The organism is Pseudomonas meliae (assembly GCF_001400515.1).
In the GTDB taxonomy this organism is placed as follows: Bacteria; Pseudomonadota; Gammaproteobacteria; order Pseudomonadales; family Pseudomonadaceae; genus Aquipseudomonas; species Aquipseudomonas amygdali.
Window position 1 is genome coordinate 1 of the sequence record NZ_LJQT01000154.1, and the last position, 22,391, is coordinate 22,391.

Annotated in this window: 14 protein-coding genes and 7 pseudogenes; 3 read left to right on the forward strand and 18 right to left on the reverse strand. The window is 59.1% G+C overall.

Features of this window, described 5'->3' with window-relative positions; all coding sequences use genetic code 11:
- Nucleotides 1-459: 459 nt before the first annotated feature.
- The 9 genes and pseudogenes from gcvT to ALO64_RS23985 form a co-directional block, all read right to left on the reverse strand.
- The gene (gcvT, locus tag ALO64_RS06775) at nt 460-1,584 is read right to left on the reverse strand and encodes a glycine cleavage system aminomethyltransferase GcvT (RefSeq protein ID WP_044344168.1); all 1,125 of its coding nucleotides are present in this window, start codon (nt 1,582-1,584) and stop codon (nt 460-462) included.
- A gap of 92 nt (nt 1,585-1,676) precedes the next feature.
- A complete protein-coding gene (gene gcvP / locus ALO64_RS06780) occupies nt 1,677-4,541 on the reverse strand; it encodes an aminomethyl-transferring glycine dehydrogenase (RefSeq protein ID WP_044344167.1) in 2,865 nt (954 codons plus the stop codon).
- A 10-nt stretch (nt 4,542-4,551) separates the two neighbouring features.
- On the reverse strand, nt 4,552-4,935 hold the full coding sequence (gcvH, locus tag ALO64_RS06785; RefSeq protein ID WP_044344166.1) for a glycine cleavage system protein GcvH: 384 nt from the start codon (nt 4,933-4,935) through the stop codon (nt 4,552-4,554).
- Between the two features lie 112 nt (nt 4,936-5,047).
- The gene (locus ALO64_RS06790) at nt 5,048-5,248 is read right to left on the reverse strand and encodes a hypothetical protein (RefSeq protein ID WP_044344165.1); all 201 of its coding nucleotides are present in this window, start codon (nt 5,246-5,248) and stop codon (nt 5,048-5,050) included.
- Between the two features lie 9 nt (nt 5,249-5,257).
- Nucleotides 5,258-5,937, reverse strand: a pseudogene (locus tag ALO64_RS06795) (TolC family protein); the annotation flags it as partial.
- 13 nt (nt 5,938-5,950) lie between these two features.
- Nucleotides 5,951-6,112, reverse strand: a pseudogene (locus tag ALO64_RS23980) (efflux RND transporter periplasmic adaptor subunit); the annotation flags it as partial.
- A gap of 87 nt (nt 6,113-6,199) precedes the next feature.
- Nucleotides 6,200-8,317 (reverse strand): putative bifunctional diguanylate cyclase/phosphodiesterase, encoded by a 2,118-nt coding sequence (locus ALO64_RS06800; RefSeq protein WP_044344164.1) that lies wholly within the window; start codon nt 8,315-8,317, stop codon nt 6,200-6,202.
- Nucleotides 8,318-8,326: 9 nt separating this feature from the next.
- Nucleotides 8,327-8,676, reverse strand: a pseudogene (locus ALO64_RS06805) (response regulator).
- A gap of 12 nt (nt 8,677-8,688) precedes the next feature.
- Nucleotides 8,689-9,294 (reverse strand): annotated as a pseudogene (locus ALO64_RS23985) (sensor histidine kinase); the annotation flags it as partial.
- Between ALO64_RS23985 and ALO64_RS23990 the strand changes: the two are divergent.
- Nucleotides 9,294-9,476 (forward strand): annotated as a pseudogene (locus tag ALO64_RS23990) (histidine kinase dimerization/phospho-acceptor domain-containing protein); the annotation flags it as partial. The pseudogenes ALO64_RS23985 and ALO64_RS23990 sit on opposite strands and share 1 nt — an antisense overlap.
- Here ALO64_RS23990 and ALO64_RS23995 read toward each other — a convergent pair.
- From ALO64_RS23995 to gap, 9 genes and pseudogenes are all read right to left on the reverse strand, one after another.
- A pseudogene (locus tag ALO64_RS23995) lies at nt 9,476-10,407 on the reverse strand (PAS domain-containing protein); the annotation flags it as partial. The pseudogenes ALO64_RS23990 and ALO64_RS23995 sit on opposite strands and share 1 nt — an antisense overlap.
- 171 nt (nt 10,408-10,578) lie before the next feature.
- On the reverse strand, nt 10,579-12,087 hold the full coding sequence (locus ALO64_RS06815; protein WP_004666133.1) for a sigma-54-dependent transcriptional regulator: 1,509 nt from the start codon (nt 12,085-12,087) through the stop codon (nt 10,579-10,581).
- Between the two features lie 286 nt (nt 12,088-12,373).
- Nucleotides 12,374-12,730 (reverse strand): DUF5064 family protein, encoded by a 357-nt coding sequence (locus ALO64_RS06820; protein ID WP_002552307.1) that lies wholly within the window; start codon nt 12,728-12,730, stop codon nt 12,374-12,376.
- A 98-nt stretch (nt 12,731-12,828) separates the two neighbouring features.
- On the reverse strand, nt 12,829-13,287 hold the full coding sequence (locus ALO64_RS06825) for a YbaN family protein (RefSeq protein ID WP_002552308.1): 459 nt from the start codon (nt 13,285-13,287) through the stop codon (nt 12,829-12,831).
- Nucleotides 13,284-13,898, reverse strand: a complete 615-nt coding sequence (locus tag ALO64_RS06830; protein WP_002552309.1) for a biliverdin-producing heme oxygenase — start codon at nt 13,896-13,898, stop codon at nt 13,284-13,286. The genes ALO64_RS06825 and ALO64_RS06830 overlap by 4 nt, the downstream gene beginning before the upstream one ends.
- Before the next feature lie 116 nt (nt 13,899-14,014).
- A pseudogene (locus ALO64_RS06835) lies at nt 14,015-16,589 on the reverse strand (TonB-dependent receptor).
- Nucleotides 16,590-16,710: 121 nt separating this feature from the next.
- A complete protein-coding gene (locus ALO64_RS06840) occupies nt 16,711-17,676 on the reverse strand; it encodes a FecR family protein (RefSeq protein ID WP_005732720.1) in 966 nt (321 codons plus the stop codon).
- A gap of 59 nt (nt 17,677-17,735) precedes the next feature.
- A complete protein-coding gene (locus tag ALO64_RS06845; protein WP_002552313.1) occupies nt 17,736-18,254 on the reverse strand; it encodes an RNA polymerase sigma factor in 519 nt (172 codons plus the stop codon).
- A gap of 113 nt (nt 18,255-18,367) precedes the next feature.
- Nucleotides 18,368-19,369 (reverse strand): type I glyceraldehyde-3-phosphate dehydrogenase, encoded by a 1,002-nt coding sequence (gene gap, locus ALO64_RS06850; protein ID WP_002552314.1) that lies wholly within the window; start codon nt 19,367-19,369, stop codon nt 18,368-18,370.
- 219 nt (nt 19,370-19,588) lie between these two features.
- Between gap and edd the strand changes: the two genes are divergently transcribed.
- Nucleotides 19,589-21,415 carry a phosphogluconate dehydratase gene (edd, locus tag ALO64_RS06855; RefSeq protein ID WP_044344163.1) on the forward strand — a complete coding sequence of 609 codons (1,827 nt, stop codon included), beginning with the start codon at nt 19,589-19,591 and terminating at the stop codon, nt 21,413-21,415.
- Nucleotides 21,412-22,377 carry a glucokinase gene (locus tag ALO64_RS06860; protein ID WP_044344162.1) on the forward strand — a complete coding sequence of 322 codons (966 nt, stop codon included), beginning with the start codon at nt 21,412-21,414 and terminating at the stop codon, nt 22,375-22,377. Before edd ends, ALO64_RS06860 begins: the two co-directional genes overlap by 4 nt.
- Nucleotides 22,378-22,391: the final 14 nt, after the last annotated feature.

The following is a 22,391-nucleotide window of genomic DNA, read 5'->3' on the forward strand; positions in this document are numbered from 1 at the left end:
TTTTCATCGTTGAACCACTTGACGGTACCGCTCTGACGATCAGCCATTTTCTTATTTCCTTGACGCTTGACTTGAATTGGTTACAGCCTCTTTCACACGAAAGAGCACTGGGGCTGGTTGCAGGAAGTAAGAAACGTAGAACGGGTTGTAGCAAACCTAGAGCTACTGCCCAGGTCCAGATTCGGCGACCCATGCAAACACAGTCCGGAAACTCTACGCCAACTCTCGTTACAAATACAACCCCCCTGCCTTGTACCCTGTTTCCGGGGGGTAGAGCCTTATGCCCGGCGTGTTTGCCTGCTGTGCACGGTGTTTGGTCTGTCATAACATTTTGCACTTTATAGGTGCATTTTTGGCATATACAACAGACTGTTCACTCGGTTGAAACACGGCCGAAACAGTAGTGTGTAACAGCACCTGCGCAACAGCGAAGTATTGCTGTTTTTTTGACGCCGTTGTTTAGCCGCGAAAGTAACGTTGTGCAACGAAAGGCATTTTTGCAACGCGCATGGGCACTTTCTTGCCGCGCACCATTGCCCAGACCTGTGTATCCAGCGCGGTGTAAGCGTTGTTCAAATAACCCATGGCCAGCGGGCCAGCCAGGCTCGGGCCAAAACCGCCACTGCAGACAGTGCCGATGACAGCGCCCTGTTCATCGACGATTTCTGTGCCCTCACGCACTGGCGTGCGTTCTTCGGGAAGCAGGCCGACACGTTTTTTGGCGACACCGTTCTGTTGCTGGGCAAAGACCTGCTCTGCTCCCGGGAAGCCGCCTGCACGTGCACCGTCTGCGCGACGCACTTTGGAAATAGCCCATAACAGGCTGGCCTCTACGGGGGAGGTGTCGGTGTCCATGTCATGACCGTACAGGCACAGACCTGCTTCCAGTCGCAGCGAATCACGTGCGCCCAAACCGATCGGGGCAACTTCCGGTTCTTCCAGCAGGCGGCGCGCCAGGGCTTCAGCCTGTTCGGCCGGGACTGAAATTTCATAGCCGTCTTCGCCGGTATAGCCCGAGCGGCTGACATAGCATTGAACGTCCAGCAGCTTGACGCTGGCGAACTGCATGAAGGTCATCTTCGCCACTTCCGGCGCAAGGCGCGCCAGCACCGTGACAGCGGCCGGACCTTGCAGGGCGAGCAGGGCGCGTTCTTCGAACAGCGGTTCGATAGTGCAATGCCCCGCCAGGTGCTTGCGCAAGTGCGCCAGGTCCTGATTCTTGCAGGCCGCGTTGACCACCAGCATCAGTTGATCATTACCGAGATTGGCAACCATCAGGTCATCGAGAATGCCGCCAGCATCGTTGGTGAACATCGCATAGCGTTGCATGCCGACTGGCAGGTCAATGATGTCCACTGGCACCAGGGCCTCAAGGGCCTTGGCAGCATCTGTACCGGTAAGACGAATCTGGCCCATGTGCGAGATATCGAACAGGCCGGCCTGCGCGCGAGTGTGCAAATGTTCTTTCATTACGCCAGCCGGGTATTGCACGGGCATGTCGTAACGGGCGAAGGGCACCATCTTCGCGCCGAGTTCGCGGTGAAGGGCGTGCAGGGGAGTGGTCAGCAGGGTTTCTGTGGACATGTTCAATTCCTTGTTGAGCGGGCCATGCAGAACGGCATTGCCTGCGCACACTCACTATCGAGTGCGCACAGGCATGCCAGGGCACGGGGCTATCAGGCTTCCTGATAGCTCTCGATGGACGGGCAGGCACAGACCAGATTGCGGTCGCCGAAGACGTTGTCGACACGGCCGACCGGAGGCCAGTACTTGTTCTCGATCAACGAATCAACCGGATACACCGCCTGTTCGCGGCTGTAAGGATGGCTCCACTGGCCGACGATTTCCGCAGCGGTGTGCGGTGCGTTTTTCAACGGGTTGTCGTCTTTGTCCAGTGTGCCGTTTTCAACCGCGCGTATTTCTTCACGGATCTTGATCATGGCGTCGCAGAAACGGTCCAGTTCCTCTCTGGACTCGCTCTCGGTCGGCTCGATCATCAAGGTCCCGGCAACCGGGAACGACATGGTCGGGGCATGGAAGCCAAAGTCGATCAGACGCTTGGCCACGTCATCGACGCTGATGCCGCTGCTGTCCTTGATAGGGCGCAGGTCAAGGATGCATTCGTGGGCAACCAGCCCGTTGGTGCCGGTGTACAGCACCGGGTAGTGCTCTTCCAGGCGGCGCGAAATGTAGTTGGCGTTGAGGATCGCCAATTGCGAAGCGCGTTTCAGGCCTTCGCCGCCCATCATGCGGATGTACATCCAGGTGATTGGCAGGATGCTGGCGCTGCCGAACGGGGCTGCGCAGACTGCGCCTTCCTTGCGCTCCATGCGTGCATGGCCGGGCATGAACGCGGCGAGATGGGATTTGACGCCGATCGGACCAACGCCTGGGCCACCGCCGCCGTGCGGAATGCAGAAGGTCTTGTGCAGGTTGAGGTGCGATACATCGCCACCGAATTTGCCCGGAGCGCAGAGACCAACCATGGCGTTCATGTTTGCGCCATCGATGTAGACCTGGCCACCGTTGTCATGAACGATGCCGCAGATTTCACGGATGCCTTCTTCGAACACGCCGTGGGTCGACGGGTAGGTGATCATGATCGCCGCAAGCTGGTCGCGGTGTTGAACGGCCTTGGCGCGCAGGTCTTCGATATCGACGTTGCCACGTGCATCGCAGGCGGTGACCACGACACGCATACCGGCCATGTTGGCTGTGGCCGGGTTGGTGCCGTGTGCCGATGAAGGGATCAGGCAGATATCGCGATGCTCATCGCCACGGCTCTGGTGATAAGCGCGGATGGCCAGCAGGCCGGCATATTCACCCTGGGAGCCGGCGTTCGGTTGCAGCGAGATTGCGTCATAGCCGGTGGCCGCACAGAGCATGGCCTCTAGCTCGTCGGTCAATTGTTGATACCCGGCGCTCTGCTCGGCCGGGGCGAACGGGTGCAGGTTGCCGAATTCGGCCCAGGTCACCGGGATCATTTCACTGGCGGCGTTGAGCTTCATGGTGCACGAGCCCAGTGAAATCATGGTGCGGTCCAGCGCCAGATCCTTGTCAGCCAGCTTGCGCAGGTAGCGCATCAGTTCGGTTTCAGAGTGGTAGCGGTTGAACACCGGGTGGCTGAGGATTGCCGACTGGCGCAGCAGTGCAGCGGGCAGGCGCGACGGGACGCTGGCTGCCAGTGCGGTGAAGTCCGGCAGGTTCTGACCGTCGCTGGCGAAGATTTCCCACAGCGTTTCAACTGCCGACTGCGAGGTGGTTTCGTCCAGTGACAGACCCAGGTGCTGGTCGTCGATTTCACGCAGGTTGATGTGCCTGGCGCGAGCCGCTGCGTGCAGCGCAGCGGTCCTGCTGCCGGTGTTAAGGGTCAGGCTGTCGAAGAAGAATGCCTGCTCGGCCTTCAGACCCAGCGTGCTCAAGCCTTCGGCAAGGATCGCGGTCAACTGGTGAACGCGTTTGGCGATTTGTGTCAGGCCGCGCGGGCCGTGGTAGACGGCGTACATGCTGGCGATGTTGGCCAGCAGAACCTGTGCAGTGCAAATGTTGCTGGTGGCCTTCTCGCGACGAATATGCTGTTCGCGGGTCTGCATGGCCAGACGCAGGGCCTGCTTGCCGTGACGGTCCACCGATACGCCGACCAGGCGGCCCGGCATGTCGCGCTTGAAGGCATCACGGGTCGAGAAGTAAGCCGCGTGCGGGCCGCCGAAGCCCAGCGGTACACCGAAGCGTTGTGCGCTGCCGATGGCCACGTCGGCGCCAAATTCGCCTGGCGGGGTCAGCAACGTCAGTGCCAGCAAGTCGGCAGCCACGGCGACCAGCGCGTTGGCAGCATGGAAACGTTCGACCAGTTCGCGGTAATCGAACACGTCGCCGTTGCTGGCCGGGTATTGCAGCAACGCGCCAAAGTAATCGCTGACGTCGCCCAACTCGGCTTCATCCGCCACCACAACGGTAATGCCCAATGGCTCGGCACGGGTACGCAACACATCAAGTGTCTGCGGGTGGCAGTGGCTGGAGGCGAAAAACTGCTGGCTGCCTTTGTTCTTGCTCAAACGTTTGCAAAAGGTCATTGCTTCGGCAGCAGCGGTCGCTTCGTCGAGCAAGGACGCGTTGGCAATCGGCAGGCCGGTCAGGTCGCTGATCAGCGTCTGGAAATTGAGCAGTGACTCCAGACGGCCTTGGGAAATCTCCGGCTGGTATGGGGTATAGGCGGTGTACCAGGCCGGGTTTTCCAGCAGGTTGCGCAAGATCGGTGCCGGCGTGTGGGTGTTGTAGTAACCCTGGCCGATGTAGGTCTTGAACAGTTGATTCTTGCCGGCGATGGCCTTGATGGACGCCAGCGCATCGGCTTCGCTCTGCCCGGCAGGCAGGTCCAGCACGCTGGTGCCCTTGATGCTTTCCGGGATAACGCTTTCGCTCAGCGCTTCAATGGAGTCGAAACCCAGCGTCTGCAACATGGCCTGCTCGTCGGCAGCGCGCGGGCCAATGTGACGGGCGATGAATTCGTTGGCAGTGGTCAGTTCAATACGGTCAGTCATGGCGTGCTCCTCAGGCTTGGGCGTTGGCTTTGATCAGGCGGTCGTAGGCGTCCTGATCCAGCAGGCCGTGGATGGCGTCGGCATCCTGTGGAATGAAACGAAAAAACCAGCCTGCACCGAGAGCGTCTTCATTGACCAGCTCCGGCGTGTCATCGAGGACTGAATTGACCTCGACCACTTCATCGTCCAGCGGCATATTGATGCTGCTGGCGGCTTTCACCGATTCCACCACTGACACTTCAGCGTGTTGAGTGTAGGCCTGCAAATCCGGGAGCTGCACGAAGACTACGTCGCCCAGCGACTCTTGCGCATAGGGCGTGATGCCGACCGTAATGCTGCCGTCGGCTTCGGCACGCAGCCATTCATGGTCAACGGTGAATCGCAACTCGCTCATACAAACTCCTCGGAGAACAGGGCTCGCGCAGCACGCGAACAATATGAGCTATGGGTAAGCAATTTAGCAGCCATGTTTTATTTTTTCATATAAATCAAATAGTTACTGATTATTAGGTCAGTGCGATCGATTTCATCTGTAGCGAAATCGCTACACCGTTCAGGTATTTGAAAATACGTGCCTGATCAAGGCCTTGATGCAAGGGGAGTAAGCTGAAATGGAGTGAAATCATTACAGTGGAACGATTTCGTTGCGAGGCGAGGGGCGTTACTGCACCCAGCCAGCGCACAGCGCTGACCGGGTGGTCGTTCATGACGCAGGCTCAAGGCTTGGGCGTGGTAGCGGCTACTGAAATATTACCTGCTTCCCACTGCGACTCGCGCGCATCCAGTGCAACAGCAATGGCTTGCACCTTGGTGGATGAAAGCTCCGACGGCAGTGGATCCAGACCCGCACTGACGAAAATCTGGCCGTAAGCGTTGCGCAGGTCGGCATATGCCAGGTCGCGACGCAGATCAGCCTGCAGGGTGTTCAGTTCGCCCTGAATCAGATCCAGCTCGCCCAGACCGGCTGCCTGATAGCGATTGCGCAGTTGACCGACGATCTGGCTGTCGATGCTCGACAGCTGTTGGCTGGTTTTGAACTGGCGCAACGCCTCGTTGTAGTTGGCGTTGGCCACGTAGAGCTGGGCCAGTACGGCAATGGACATTGCCTGACGACGCGCAGTAGCGACTTCTTCGCCGGCCTTGGCGACGTCAATGGAGCACATTGAACAGGTTCCAGGTGACTTTTACGCCCAGATCAGCCCATTTGTCGTTGACCAGAAACGAGTTGCTGTCGTAATGGGCCGCCTGCCGAGAACTCCAGGCCCGGCAGCATGCGCAGCATGGCCTTGCGGGTCTCGGCCGAGCTGATACGGGTTTGGTAATCCTGTTCGCGCAGTTCTGGACGACTGGCCAGCGCTTCGGTTTCCAGGCGCGCCATGTCGACCTTGAGTTGCGGAAAGGCAGGCCGTAATACGGCCGGACAACTCGCTGGCGAGGACCGCCTGATTGGTTGCGCGCAATACGCCCCGCGCTTCGCTGGACGAGGTGGGTGTACTGGCTGCTGCGTTGTCCTCGATCAGTCCGGCATCGCTCGGCGTTTGCGCCTGAGCCAGACCTGCCACACTTAGCATCCCTAAAAGTACAGCTGGCAAACACCGCATGCAGCGAACTCCTTCAAAAATGGCATGATCGGCACCGCCTGTGCCGACTATGCTGTGTCACCCGACGCGGCTTGCCGGTGATCGAAGAAAGACCTCGAGCTCTCCAAGTGGCAGCGGCTTGCTGATCAGGTAACCCTGGATTTGATCGCAATGGTTTTCACGCAGAAACGCCAGTTGCTCGGGTGTTTCCACACCTTCGGCGATAACCTTCAGGTCGAGGCTGTGAGCCAGTTCAATGATGGCTCTGGCAATGGCCGCGTCCTGTGGGTTGCTGGTCACTTCGCGAATGAATGCGATATCGATTTTAAGCTTGTCGATAGGGAATCGGCGCAAGTAGGCCAGACTTGAATAGCCGGTGCCGAAATCGTCGATGGAAATACTCACGCCATTGGCGCGTAGCGCACCCAGGGTAGCGATGGTGTGAGAGGTGTTTTCCATCAACGAGCTTTCCGTCAGTTCGACCTCCAGCCACTGCGGCGCAACCTTGTGTTTCTCAAGTGCCTGACGAATGTCGGCCACCAGACTGCTGCTGGAAATCTGCTGCCCGGAGATGTTGACTGCCATCTGAAAAGAGCCCAGCCCGGAACGTTGCCAGCGCGCAATCTGCGCGCAAACGCTGTCGACCACCCAGTTGCCGACTTCACCGATCAACCCCAGACTTTCCAGCACCGGAACAAATACGGCGGGCGAAATGCCTGACTGACCAGGGCGCGGCCAGCGCAGCAAGGCTTCAAGCCCGCATACCCGGTTGTCAGTCAGGTTGAGTTTAGGCTGGTAGACAATCTCGAACGCCTGTTTTTGCACGGCGTCACGCAAGGCCGCTTCGAGGTCCAGGCGTGCCGAGACGTCAGCGTTCATCTGCGCGGTATAGAACCGATAGGTGTCCGGGCCTATTTTTTTAGCACTGTTCATTGCGGTGTAGGCGTGTTTGATCAGCTCGCGGGAGTCTTCGCCGTCCTCCGGATAAAGTGCGATGCCGATACTGGCGGTCATGACGATACTCTGGCCTTCCAACTGAAAAGGCACGCGCAATGCGTTGCGAATGCGGTCCAGTGTCTGGCGGGTATCGGCCTGGCCGTCACGAAGCATCAGAATCAGTGCAAACTGATCGCCATCCACGCGTCCAAGGGTGTCGCTGGCGTTGAGGCACTCCGACAGGCGGTGGCTGACTTCCAGCAGCACCTTGTCGCCCAGTACATGCCCCCAGGTTTCGTTGATGTTCTTGAAGCCATCCAGATTCACCGTCAGTGCCGCCAGCTTCCAGCGGCTGATGGCCGCCTGGGTCACGCCCATTTGCAGGCTGGTAAAAAACAGGTCCCGATTGGGCAGGCCGGTCAGTGCGTCGTAGTGGGCCATGGTCATCAGGCGCTGATCGCTTTCCTTGCGCCGGGTGATGTCGCGGACGATGCCGACGATGACCCAGTCCTCGCCGGTACGATAGGCCTGGCGATGGATCTCTACCTCGACATCGCGTCCGCTCTTGTCGCGAATCTGGGTTTCCAGTGGTTCGCTGGGGCCTTTGCCGGCGATGATCTGGTCATACACGACTTCCAGATTTTCCATTGACGTCTCGCCCAGCTCGGCCGGGGTCTTGTGCGCCAGTTCTTCAGCGGTGTAGCCCAGCAGCTGACATGCCCTGCGGTTGAATTCGATCAGGCTCATGGTGTTGCGGTTGATCAGGAAAATGGCATCTTCAGAAGCGTCCATCACCGTACGAAAACGCTCAAGGTCGATGGTGCGCTGCTGCAATTGGTCTTCGAGGATCAGGCTGTGGTTTTTCAGGTAGTCGCCAAACGCCTTGAGGCGCAGCAGGTTACGCACACGTAACCATAGCTCGGCGCTGTCCACCGGTTTGTTGAGGTATTCCTCGGCACCGGCTTCCAGCCCTGACAAACGCGCACTTTGCTCGTCGAGTGCCGAGAGCATGATGATCGGTATATTGGCGGTGCTCTTGCTGGCCTTGAGCTGACTGGCGACTTCGTAACCGTCCATGCCCGGCATCATGATGTCCAGCAGGATCAGGTCAGGCGCTTGTAGTTCGACCATGGCCAGCCCCAGCTCGCCCGACTCCGCAGTCAGCGTCCGATAACCCTGATTCTGCAGCAGAACCTCAAGCAGGTTCCGGACATGGACACCGTCATCGATAATCAGAATGGTCGCGGCGCTCTGGGTCATATCGAATGCTCAGGTAATTGGCTGTTGAGGCAGTTTTTTTCCAGCAGGGTGTCGATAACCCGGTACAGCTCCTTGTAGCGCAATGGTTTGATGATGTAAGCGTTGCAGCCCGCCAGACGGATCTTTTCCTTGTCTTCCTTCATGGCCATTGCGGTCAAGGCGACCACCGGGATCGCGGCTGTGCCGGCGTCTTTCTTCAACAGCGCGGTGGCACTTAGGCCGTCCATTTCCGGCAGGTGAATATCCATCAGAATCAGGTCGGGCTGACGCTCACGGGCCAGTTTCAGGCCTGTTTCAGCATCGACTGCCGACAGTACGCTGTGACCGGCGCTGGTCAATAACAGCTCCGTCAGGCGCATATTCGCCAATTATCAGGATCTGGGCCATCGTGCCTCCTCGCATTCAGGCGGGCGGATGGGCAGCCAGACCACAAAGCGTGCGCCGAGGTCCTTGACGCTTGCGACCGCGACGCAGCCGCCATGCAGTTCGGTCAGCTGCTTGACCATCGCCAGGCCCAGTCCGGTACCCTCGAATTTGCGTGCCAGACCACTGTCGATCTGACTGAAGGCTTTGAACAGTTTGTTCATATCGCTTTGGGCGATACCGATTCCTGTGTCGCTGACGCTCAGTTCCAGAAACTGCTCGTAGTCACCGGAAGGCAATGGAAACGTGTGTGCTGGCCAGTCACCCTCGATGACGCCTGCCCGGGCAAATGACACTTGGCGCACTGCCAGCGTCACCCAGCCGCCGGGTTCGCTGAATTTCACTGCGTTGGCCAGCAAATTGTAGACAATCTGCTTGGTCTTGCGCCGATCCAGCTCAAGCAGACCGAAGTCGGCTTCGGTTTCCAGTTTCAACTGGATGCGTTGCAGGGCGGCTTGCTCGCGAACGATCAGCAGGCTGTTGCTCAGCAATTCGTCCAGATCGACCGGTTCAAGCTCCAGCGTCATCATTCCGGCTTCGACCTTGGACAGGCGCCAGCCATATGAAGTCCGAGTTCCTTGCCACCATGTCCCACGAGTTGCGCACACCGCTGAACGCCGTCATCGGTTTTTCCGAGGCGCTCAAGGACGGCATGGTCGGCGACATGACCGATGCCCAGCGACGGTACATCGGCGATATCTTCAACAGCGGCCAGCATCTGCTCTCGCTGATTAACGTTCCAGCTCGACGTTTTTTTCTTCCAGCGTGCGTTCGAAGCGCTTGCGCCCGGTCACGTCCCGGGCGGCAGCGAAGACACCCTTGAGCTTGCGGTCCCGGTCATGAAAAGTCGCAGCGTTGTAGGACACCACGGTTTCGGTGCCGTCGTAGGCACGCACGGTGAGTTCGTAGTCGCTGACCTTATGTTCGCTGAGCACGCGTTTGATCGCGGCATCGGCACTCGCCGGGTCTGTGAAGAAGTTTTTGCAGGGCGCGCCGATCAACTCATCACGGGTGCGCCCGGTCAGCGCCATCATCTGCTTGTTGACGTCGGAAATGATGCCTTGCGGGTCGGTCATCATCAGCGCGTCGATGTTCGATTCGATCAGCGAGCGGGTGTAGAACTGCTGGTCACGCAACCGCTGGTCCAGTAGAGCCTGGGCTTCCTCTTCCTGCTTGCGCGCGGTGTTGTCGGTGCCGATCAGTAGATAACCAATGATGGTTTCGGCGCTGTCTCGCAGTGAAGTGACCGACACCATGGCCGACAAGCGGCTGCCGTCCTTGCGGATGTAGGTCAATTCGTAGATGTCTTCGATGCCACGCGAAGCCTTGAATACCAGTGCCTCAAAGCCCGGCGTGATGGGCGTGTTCAGTTCATGGCTGAGCGCTGCCGCGCGGATGATCAGCTCGGCGGGGTCGGAGATATCTGCCGGCGTGATTTTGTCGACCACATCTTCGGAGTGGTAACCGAGCATGCGTTCGGCACCCACGTTGAATATCTGGATGACGCCGTGTTCGTCGGTCGCGATGCTGGAGAAGTAGGCGCTGTTGAAAGTCGCGTCCTGCAGTGCGCCGGTTTTGAGCAGGATTTTCTGACGGCGAGATTCGACGATTTTTTCAGCACGAGACTGAGAGTCGGCAAGCGGGCGGTCTGCTGGCGGGGTTGACATATCACTTCCCGGTACTACCTGACCTTTCTGCCATTACGGCCGTAATCACACTTACGGGCATCCACTCAAATGGATGATAAGAGGTTTGTGGACCATACCAGATCAGTATCGGCAGATTAGTTATTAAATGAATCTTTTCGGAATATATTTTCGATAAATGGCGTCAATAGATTAGCGCTTGCCCGGTATTCCATATTTTCGCAGTCGATGAGCGATGGCGGTGTGCGATGTATGCAGACGCGCGGCCAACTGACGGGTAGATGGGTAGTCTGCGTAGAGTTTTTCCAGCAGATTTCTTTCAAATGCCTCGACGGCATGTTCGAGGCTGTCCACGGGGCTGTCGTGCGGATGCGCAACTGCAGTGCCTGCGATATCCAGATCGCCTATATCCACTTGAGTGTGTTCGCAGATGGCGGCAGCACGGAAAATCACGTTCTGCAATTGACGAACATTGCCCGGCCAGCGATTGCCCAGCAGAGCAGGGTAAGTGCCGTGCGCAAGCCTGCACACTGGACGCTGAATCTGCGCGCAGGCCTGTTCCATGAAGTAGCGGGCCAGCAGCAGAATGTCCTGCCCGCGTTCGCGCAGCGGCGGTACCTCGAGATTGAGGACGTTGAGGCGGTAGAAAAGGTCTTCACGGAAAGTGCCTTCGCTGACCATTTTTTCCAGATCGCGGTGGGTAGCGCTGAGGATACGCACATTGACCCTGACCTCCCGGTCTCCACCGACACGCCGGAAGCTGCCATCGTTGAGAAAGCGCAGCAGTTTGGCTTGCAGATAAGGCGACATTTCGCCGATTTCATCAAGAAACACGGTGCCCTGATTGGCCAGTTCCATCAGCCCCGGCTTGCCACCGCGCTGGGCACCGGTGAAGGCGCCCGGGGCATAACCGAACAGTTCGCTTTCAGCCAGGTTTTCCGGCAGCGCCGCGCAGTTCAGTGCCAGGAATGGCTCGCCGTGACGCGCGCTGCTGGCGTGGCAAGCCCGCGCTACCAGTTCTTTACCGGTGCCGGTCTCACCTTGAATCAGCAACGGTGCATCCAGCGCCGCCACACGTTGCGCGCGCGCCTTGAGGGTGCGGATTGCGGCTGACTCGCCGAGCAGCGCATCGAAACCTTCGGCGTGATCGTGATGCAGCGCCGACAGGCGCTCACCGATACGGCTGGGCAGGTACAGGGTAATCAGCGCACCCGCCTCGGTGATCGGGGTGGCATCCAGCAACAGCGCTTCACCGTTGAGGGTGATTTCGCGCAATGGCAGTCGAAAGCTGTTTTCCAGCAATGCTGCTTGCAGACCGGGGTCGGCGAACAGTTCAGCAATCGGTTCGCCCGCAGGTTCCCGGCCGATCAGTGCGATCAACGCGGGATTGGCCAGCAGCACATGCCCGGCGCTGTCCAGTGCCAGTACTGGGTCGGTCATGGCGGCGAGCAGCGCGTCCAGTTGCAGATGGCGGCGCTGACCCGGCAGGATGTCGACCACAGTGATTGCTTCTACCCCACGAACCCGAAACAGCGCGTCCTTGAGTTCTTCGAGCATCTGGTGGCTGAGGGTCGGCGCGTCGATATAGACATTGGGCGGTACCATCTCCACGGCATCCAGATTCAGGTTGCGCCCACCCAGGATCGCCAGCACTTCCTGGGTGATACCGACGCGGTCGATGAAGCTGACATGGATGCGCATGAGGCGTTGACGGTTCGCGGATTAGAAGGCGGCAAGTATGCCTTGTAGCGGCAGGTTTGGTGAAATCCGGTGGTGGGCATGAGTACGATAGTGTTCTCCCGTGCAACTATCGTTCCTCACGCTCCAGCGTGGGAATGCCCTTCTTGACGCTCTGCGTCATGGATTTACGCTACGCCGCTTATTCAGGAGAGGACGCAGAGCGTCCGGAACGGCATACCCACGCGGAGCATGGGCACGAGAGTGTTCTCCGGACCTCGTGCTCCCGTTGCCAAGAGGAGCCTGGCGCTTACTCCAGATGCTCCGGCTTGACCGGGTCGCCTGATTTGGCGTGGAGTTTGTCGCGAATGTCCGCGAACATTCGGTCGTAGTCCTTGTGCTGGGCGATGGGCAGTGCGGCCGAGTTGGGCAAGCCGTGTCTGATCGCGATGCGACTGGCGTCATGGGCGAAGTTGAAGGCAAGGTCACGGGGCAGTTGGAACTGCTCTTCGAACGGCTTGCCGTTGATTTCGCCCTGCATGGTGAAGTGCATGGACGTGCCTTGCTTGGGATCTTCCTCCACGTTGTAGCGCAAGTGGATGTCATAGCTGATATCCGATGGCTGCAGCGCCACGTGGGTGAGGTGCAGATGGCCTGGCTCGTACATGAAGTGACTCCATCAAGTGTTGAGTGTGTTCAGTCTGACACTGCTCGCGACCGGACGGTTCAGCCTCGTGCAGGGTGCAGCTCGCATCATGCCTGCGCTCAACGATCGATCTTGTCCGGTTCCGGCCTCGACCATATCCACAGATTACCCAGCGCCATACCGGTAAGAGCCAGATAAAGCCACCAGGCGTGGCCGATCAGGCTCAGCATCACCACGGCGCAGACCAGCATGCTGATGGTGGCGCTGATCTTGGCCTTGCGGGCGACCAGTCTGCCGTTGCGCCAGTTGTGCAGAATTGGGCCGAACACACGATGGTTTTCCAGCCAGGCATTCAGACGCGGCGAGCTGCGTGTCGCCGCCCAGGCCGCCAATAGAATGAACTCGGTGGTCGGCAAGCCGGGAATGAAGATCGCGACAATGCCGATGCCGAGGGCGACATAGGCGAGGATGCCGTATAACAGGCGCGAGAGTTTTGAGCCGGGTGGTTTGTACGTCATGGTCTCTACAGGCAGGTTCGGGGAGCCCGGCCAGCTTAACAGCACCGGGCGCTTTTTCATGCCTGTGCCATGTCTGCAACCGGGGCATCGGCGTAGGCGTGTTGCAGCAGGACATTGAAACGCTCGAATGCGGCAATGGCGCCTCGATCAAGTGCTGCTTCCTGCTCGGCGGTCAGCGACAGCTCGTCAAGCGTCCTGACAAAGGTCTTCCAGCCTGCTGCGCGGCCTCCGGCAGGCTCGCTCAGATGCCGGGCACCAAAGCTGTGGCTCAGGTTCAAGGCTTCAGCACGTTTGATCAGGAATGCAGCACCCAGCTTGGAACCTTCGGAAACAAATAGCCAGCCGAGCGCTTCTGCGGTGCTCGGCGTTTGTACTGCGCCAGCCACCGGCAGGGGAAGATCCATGTTCAGGTCGGCAAGATCCGCCCCGGCCTGTTCTGCGCGGCAGCGGGCCGGCAGGTCGTTGATGATCGCCCCTAGCGCAGGCTCGTTGTACAGGCTTTGCAGTTCCGTCTGAAAAAGGTATTGAGCAACCACGAAGCGAGCGTAGCTGGCCAGGGTTTCAAACGGCGCATGTGCCTTGACCGCCTTGTCGAGCTGTTCGTGCGGCGCGTGGGTAATCTGATTCAGGCGTTGCGAACGCAGAGTCGGTCGGTTCTGATCAAGGGTCATCGAGTTCTTCCTTGCTGAAAAAGGGGGCTTGTTGAATAGACGAATAGCTGCACCCGAAAGCGTAAAAAAGCCTGCCGCCGATGTGCTCGGCGACGGGCTTTACGCTACTTTCGGGTTCATATGTCCCACACCACGTTGACGCTGAAGTTGCGTCCCGGCTGGGTCAGGCGATCCAGATTAGCGGGCGCCGTCACACCAGCTTCGCCCACGCCGTCGTAGCCGCGCACATCATCCCAGCGCCAGTATTTCTTGTCGGTCAGGTTGTACAGACCCGCATTGACGGTCACATCGTTGCTGACCTTGTAGTAGCCGCTTAGGTCCAGAATGCCGTAGCCCGGGGTCTTGAATTGACTGGAGGTGCCGTCCGGCGTGTGGAAATTGCTGTCATCCACGCGATTCTTGCGCTTGACCAGCGTCCAGCTCAGCAGGCCGCCGTAGTCATTCTGGTCATAGCCCAGGCCGATCACACCGGTCAGCGGGTTGACGCTGTTGATTGGCTCGCCTGTATCGTTGTTGCGGCCCTGCACGTAGGCAACCGATGCCTGGCTGTAGAGACCGTTTGGCGCACCGATGCTGTCGAGATTGATGCGCCCTTTGAATTCCGCGCCCTTCATGGTTGCGTGCTTGATGTTGTTGGACTGGAACGTGAGTTCGCTGTAACCGGGGGTGATGGCGTCCTCGTTGATGAAGTCACGGTATTTGTTGTAGAACACCGCGATGTCGAACGAGCCCGCTTCGAAGCGACCGCGTAAACCGGTTTCATAGCTTTTGCTGGTTTCCGGCTCCAGGTTCGGATTGGGCTCAACCACGTAGCCTGCCGTCGGGTTTTCGAAGCGTCCATAAAGTGACTTGGCCGACGGTGTGCGGAAACCTTCGGCATACTGGCCGTACCAGGTGTAGGCGTCGCTGAATGCATAAGTCACACCGAACTTGGGCGACAAGCGATGCCATGTCCGCGTTTCGTCGTTGCCCTGACCTGGGTCGGCCAGGCTGACCGACCTGAGAAATTCTGGCGTGAACTTCGGGTCGAGTGTGGTGTGGTCATAACGCACGCCGGGCATGAAGGTCCAGTCGTTCCAACTGATCTGATCCTGGGCGAACAGCGCATAGCTGGTGATGGTCGGGTCCGGGAAATCGCTCGTCGCGGCCAGACGGTCGCTCGGGCTGTCTGCACCGACCACGCGGCAGGAGCCGAATACGCGTGCACAGGTCCCGCTGCCGCTGCGCAGCCCGGTGACTTTCTGCTGTTTTACCGTCGTACCGTAGGTCAGCACATGGTCCGTGCTGGCGATAGAGAATGCCTTGTCCAGTTGGGCATCGAATACCCACTGCTTTTCCTGATAGTGCGTGTCGCGATCACGAATGACATCTCGGGAAAACGGAAAGTACCGCTCCCGGGTGTTTTGATCAGTCTTTGCGGTCTGGTAATTCAGGCTCCACTTGAGGTTGTCGACCAGCAGGCTATCGACGGCGAAGCTGTTTTCGACCCCGAAGCGCTCGCGGGTGATGGTGTCGTTACCCTCGCGCGATTGATACATGCCCAGCCCGCTGCCGTTGGTGAACGGCCCGCCGACTGCGCTTTTCAGGTTGCTGTCGCGGTCGTCCTTGTACTTTTCGTAGGCCAGAGCCAGACGCGAACCGTCGGTATAATTCCAGCCCAGCTTGGCCAGCACGTTGGTGCTGCGCGCATCCTCAGGGTTGGCTTCGGTGCGGCTCAGGCCTGTGCCACCTGTTTCGCCATAGGATTCGGTCTCATGACCATTGCGCTGGCTCACGTGCAGCAAGCCGTCAAACTCGCCCTGACGGCCTGCGACAGTGGCCGAGTTCAACCAGCTTTCGTCTGCCGAGCTGTAACCGGTCTTGAGGCGTGCGCCGACATCCTTGCCGGGCTTGATGATGTCATCCGGGTCCAGCGTGTAATAACTGACCACCCCACCAATTGCGCTGCTGCCGTACAGGGCCGAGGCCGGACCGCGGAGGATTTCCACGCGCTTGACGATCTCCGGGTCGACATAGTTGCGATGGGTCTGCGCATAAGGACCGGTGAAAAAGCTGTCCGGGACTTCCACGCCGTCGACCTGAGTCAGTATTGCCGTCAATGCCGCGGATGTTATAGCCGGTTGTGCCTGCGCGCTGGCCTGCGCCGCCCACCGAAACCCCCGGCTCGTAGCGCACCAGATCACGGATGGTGTTGACGTTGCTGCGGTCCAGTTCTTCACGGGAATGCACGCTGACGGTGCTTGGTACCGTGGCGACATCCTGTGCCTGACGCGTGGCGCTGACGGTGATCTGATCGAGGGCCATGACGCCGACGGTTGCGGTGCGCCTTTCCAGCACTACATTGTTGTTACCCAGATTGCGATAGCTCAGTGAGCTGCCGGCCAGCAGGGTGTCCAGCGCCTGCGCAGGTCTCAGGTTGCCGCGGGCACCCTGGGAGGTGACGTTTTGCGCGAGATCCGATGACACGCCCACCTGCCAGCCGGTGATGCGGCTGAATTCATTGAGTGCCGACACCAGCGATTGCTGGCCAATCGAGAAGTTGTAGGTGCCTGCCGAACGTGCCGCCTGGGTGCTTTCACTGGCAGCACTGGCGTTGACCGTCTGTAGACTGGCGCCCAGCACTGCAAGTGTCAGCAGAGATAGCGTGAGCCGTACGCATGGTTGGGCGGCAGGCGTGAACGTGGATGACATCGGTAGCGCTCCCTGGGGTGTTGCTCGTTATAGTGTTTACAAACCGTTTCAAAATGAGAATCAGTTGCATTGGCTATAACTAGACGAACGGGCAGTCGCTATCGAGTAAAAAAACTTTTCTTCAGTTGAGAATCACCAGCGCGGGCATTTCCTGAAGGCTTGCCGAGGTGATCTGTGCCAGCGACCGCACCACGTCGAGCGGGTTGTCCAGGCGATAGTTTCCGGTCACCGCCACACGATCCAGTTGCGGGTTGGTGTTGATGATCCAGCCGGGATAGTAACGACGCAGCTCGGTCAGCACTTCGCTCAGCGGACGGTTGTCGAAGATCAGTCGACCTTGCACCCAGGCGAAATCCCTGACCGGGTCAAGCTTTTCACGATGCCCGAAGCCAGCAGGCCCCACGCGAACGCTTTCTCCGGCCCCCAGGCTGACGCTGGAGTCGCCGCGTGTGGCACGCACGTCGACAGCGCCGCGCTGCACTTTTACCTGGGCAACGCCGTTCAGATAACGCACGGAAAATTCGGTGCTGTTGGCACTCATGCGCACCGGTCCGGCTTCGATTTCCAGTGGCACGCCCGCTCTGGAACTGACATCGAAGAATGCTTCGCCTTGCAGCAGGCGAGCAGAGCGCCGCTGTTCACCTACCTGACTGGAGAACGCCGAGTCGGTGTTGAGCAGCACTTTCGAGCCGTCTGCCAGTTCCAGGCGCTGGCGCTCACCCACTATCGTCAGGTGATCGGCCTGCAGGCGCAGCGGCAGATTGCTGAAACTGAACAGCCCCAACAGCAACACCGCTGCAGTGGCGAGAGGTTTCCATTGCGCACGGACACGTTGCCACGCCGATGGCTTGCGGGGTTGCGCGATGCTTTCGGCGGCGTGCTGAACCGGCTGTGAATTCCAGAGTGTCCTGGCCTTATCGAAGGCGCGTGCGTGTTCCGGATCGGCGTTCAGCCATTCCTGAAAACGGGCAAGCCCGGTGGCGTCTGCGCCTTCCAGTTCGACCAGCCAGGTCAGTGCCTGATCCATTGCAGCATTGCTCAACACGTCCTGCGCAATCGCGTGCGGGCGTTCGGTTCTCGGGGCCACAGTGTTCCTCGGCAATCCTGAAACTGTATCGATAAGAGTCTGGCAGCGTGCGGCAGGGTTCAGGGCGGGTCAAGTCTTGAGAGGACGCCTACGCAGATGGCCATGATCAGTTTCAGTTCTTTCTGGACAGTACTGGCGGAGACCTGAAGCTGCTCGGCGATTTCCAGATAACTGCGGCCATCGAGGCGGCTGAGGGTAAAGATTTTCTGCTGACGCGGGCTCAACGTACTCAGGCTGGCACTCAGGTTTTCAAGCAGGCGCTTGGCATGCGCAGCGTCCTCAGGCGAGCCCATCTGGGCTACGACGCTTTCGAGTTGGGCGGGTGAGACATCTTCGAGCATGGTCCGGCCATGAATACGCCGCGCACGCAAATGATCCAGCGCCAGGTTGCGGGCGGTCTGAAAGACGAAGGGTTCAAGGTGGTCGACGGGGTGTTCGGTCAATGCACGGCTGACGCGCAGCCAGGTTTCCTGAAGCAGGTCTTCGGCAGCGTTTTGGTTGCCGACCATGCGTTGCAGGGTGCGTAGCAGAACCGGGCGCTGGGCCAGAAAGACATCGTTGAAGCGTGACTGCGACACAGAGAGGCCCGACCAGAGATGTGAGCAAATGATAATGCTTCTCATCTTTTGGTCGGGTCAAGCCTGCATCTGTAAATAATTATCTTACGCTGCTGCCCACTGCGGCGCTGAATTTACTCGGCGTTGTGCAGCGCCAGGCAGTTGTCGAGCATGCGATTGGAGAACGCCCATTCGTTGTCGTACCACGACAGTACCTTGAGCAACTTGCCACTGACCTTGGTGTGATTGGCGTCGAAAATCGACGACAACGGGTTGTGATTGAAGTCGTGGGAAACCAGCGGCAGGGCGTTGTAGCCCAGCACCTTGGAATGCTGGCTGGCTTCTTTCAGCAGCGCGTTGACTTCATCGACTGTGGTTTCGCGCTTCAGGGTCACGGTCAGGTCGACCAGCGAAACGTTGATGACCGGTACGCGTACCGCCATGCCGGTGAGTTTGCCTGCCAGCTCCGGCAGTACCAGGCCCACTGCTTCGGCAGCGCCGGTCTTGCTCGGGATCATCGACTGCGTCGCCGAGCGGGCGCGGTACGGATCGGTGTGATAGACATCGATCAGGTTCTGGTCGTTGGTGTAGGCATGGATGGTGGTCATCAGGCCATTTTCGATCCCCAGTTCACGGTGCAGTACCTGGGCGACCGGGGCCAGGCAATTGGTGGTGCAGGATGCACTGGAGATGATCTGGTGCGACTGACGCAGCGTGTCGTGGTTGACACCATAGACGATGGTGGCATCGGCACCGCTGGCCGGGGCGGAGATAATGACCTTGCGGGCACCGGCAGTAAGGTGCGCTGCGGCCTTGTCACGGCTGGTGAACAGGCCGGTGCACTCGAACACTACATCAATGTCCTGCGCCTTCCACGGCAGCTCGGCCGGATTGCGAATGGCACTGACCGAAATACGGTCACCATTGACGGTCAGGCTATCCTTGTCGCACTCGACCGTGCCGCTGAAAGGGCCGTGTACGGTGTCGAAGCGCAGCAGGTGTGCGTTCATTTCGCTGTCGCCAAGATCGTTGATGGCGACGACCTGCAGGTCCTGGCGGTAGCCTTGGGTATACAGTGCGCGTAGGACGTTGCGGCCGATGCGGCCAAAACCGTTGATTGCGATACGAAGAGTCATACAGCCGTCCTTCTGAATTTGTTGTTGGAATTACAAGATTATTCTCATAGAAATAGAAAACAAGCCTTTTTAGTGGCAATATTTTGTTTTATCTACAACTACAAGCCTGAAAGGCCCTCCCGGTTGATCGAGATCAGGGTTCTGCTCCCCGCCCGTCACTGCTCGAAAACCGGAACCGTCTTTACGGGTGACCTTAGACGTTAGCCTGGAGTTCATCACATGCATCCCCGCGTCCTTGAAGTAACCGAGCGACTCATCGCCCGCAGTCGCGATACCCGTCAGCGCTACCTTCAATTGATTCGCGGCGCAGCGAGCGATGGCCCGATGCGCGGCAAGCTTCAATGTGCCAACTTTGCTCACGGCGTCGCTGCCTGCGGGCCAGAAGACAAGCAAAGCCTGCGTCTGATGAACGCCGCCAACGTGGCAATCGTCTCCTCCTACAACGAGATGCTCTCGGCGCATCAACCCTACGAACACTTTCCTGCCCAGATCAAACAGGCTTTACGTGACATTGGTTCGGTCGGTCAGTTTGCCGGCGGCGTGCCTGCCATGTGCGATGGCGTGACTCAGGGTGAGCCGGGTATGGAGCTGGCGATTGCCAGTCGCGAAGTGATTGCCATGTCCACGGCAGTTGCGTTGTCACACAATATGTTCGACGCCGCGATGATGCTGGGTATCTGCGACAAGATCGTCCCTGGCTTGATGATGGGCGCACTGCGTTTTGGTCATCTGCCGACCATCTTCGTGCCGGGCGGACCGATGGTTTCAGGTATCTCCAACAAGGAAAAAGCCGACGTACGGCAGCGTTACGCGGAAGGCAAGGCCAGCCGTGAAGAGTTGCTCGACTCGGAAATGAAGTCCTATCACGGTCCGGGAACCTGCACCTTCTACGGCACTGCCAACACCAACCAGCTGCTGATGGAAGTCATGGGCATGCACCTTCCCGGTGCCTCGTTCGTCAATCCCTACACGCCACTGCGCGATGCACTGACCGCCGAAGCGGCTCACCAGGTGACGCGTCTGACCAAGCAGAGCGGCAGCTTCATGCCGATCGGCGAAATCGTCGACGAGCGCTCGCTAGTCAACTCCATCGTTGCCCTGCACGCGACAGGTGGCTCGACCAACCACACGCTGCACATGCCGGCGATTGCCCAGGCCGCGGGCATTCAACTGACCTGGCAGGACATGGCCGACCTGTCGGAAGTGGTGCCAACCCTGAGTCACGTCTACCCCAACGGCAAAGCCGATATCAACCACTTCCAGGCGGCGGGCGGCATGTCGTTCCTGATCCGTGAGTTGCTGGCTGCCGGTTTGTTGCACGAAAACGTCAATACCGTGGCCGGTTACGGCTTGAGCCGCTACACCAAAGAGCCATTCCTGGAGGATGGCGAGCTGGTCTGGCGCGAAGGACCGCTTGAAAGCCTTGATGAAAACATTTTGCGTCCGGTCGCCCGTCCGTTCTCGCCGGAAGGTGGGCTGCGGGTCATGGAAGGCAACCTGGGGCGCGGCGTGATGAAAGTGTCCGCGGTGGCTCCGGAGCATCAGATCGTCGAAGCACCGGCCAAGGTGTTCCAGGATCAGAAAGAGCTGGCCGACGCTTTCAAGGCCGGCGAGCTGGAGTGCGATTTCGTCGCCGTGATGCGCTTCCAGGGCCCGCGTTGCAACGGCATGCCCGAGCTGCACAAGATGACGCCGTTTCTGGGTGTCCTTCAGGATCGCGGGTTCAAGGTGGCGCTGGTCACCGATGGACGCATGTCGGGCGCTTCGGGCAAGATCCCGGCGGCCATTCATGTCTGCCCTGAAGCGTTTGATGGTGGCCCGTTGGCACTGGTGCGCGATGGTGATGTGATCCGTGTGGATGGCGTAAAAGGCACGTTACAAGTTCTGGTCGAAGCGTCAGAATTGGCCGCCAGAGAACCGGCCATCAACCAGATCGACAACAGTGTCGGCTGTGGCCGCGAGCTCTTTGGATTCATGCGCATGGCCTTCAGCTCCGCAGAGCAGGGTGCCAGCGCCTTTACTTCTAGTCTGGAGACGCTCAAGTGAAGTTGGCCCTGGTCGGTGATATAGGCGGTACCAATGCACGTTTTGCCATTTGGGAAGACGACACGCTGCATTCTGTCCGGGTATTCCCGACCATTGACTATGCCGGCCCGGAAAAGGCCATCGAAGTCTATCTGCAGGACCTTGAATTGCAGCGCGGTGATATCAGCCACGTATGCCTGGCCGTGGCCGGACCGGTGGATGGCGATTTTTTCCAGTTCACCAACAGCCACTGGCAGTTGAGCCGTGAGGCATTTTGCGCCGACCTGAAAGTCGATCACCTGCTGCTGATCAACGACTTCACCGCCATGGCGCTGGGCATGACCCGGCTCAAGGAAGATGAATACCTGACGGTTTGCCCTGGCGCTGGCAAGCCTTATCGGCCGCGTGTGGTGGTCGGGCCGGGTACCGGGCTGGGCATCGGTACGCTGATCAAGCTTGACGGCAGTCGCTGGCTGGCGCTGCCGGGCGAGGGCGGGCATGCTGACCTGCCAATCGGCACCGCACGCGAGGCCCTGTTATGGACACGCCTGATGGCTGAGCATGAGCATGTCAGCGCTGAAGTGGTACTCAGTGGCGCGGGCTTGCTGTTGCTCTATCAGGTCAGTTGCGCCCTGGACGATATCGAGCCAGTGCTCAAGTCGCCTGCGGCTGTCACCTCGGCAGCGCTGGCGGGCGACTCGGTAGCCGCAGCCGTGCTGGAGCAGTTCTGTGTGTTTCTCGGCAGGGTGGTGGGCAACAATGTGCTGACCCTGGGCAGCCTGGGCGGCGTGTACATTGTTGGCGGCGTGGTGCCGCGCTTCACTGAGTTCTTCATCAACAGCGGTTTCAAGCGCGCCATGGCCGAGAAGGGCGTGATGAGCGACTATTTCAAGAACCTGCCGGTCTGGCTGGTGACCGCCGAGTACCCTGGCCTGATGGGCTCAGGCGTCGCTCTGCAACAGGCCTTCGGTTCGCAGATCTGAGCAGCATCCCATAG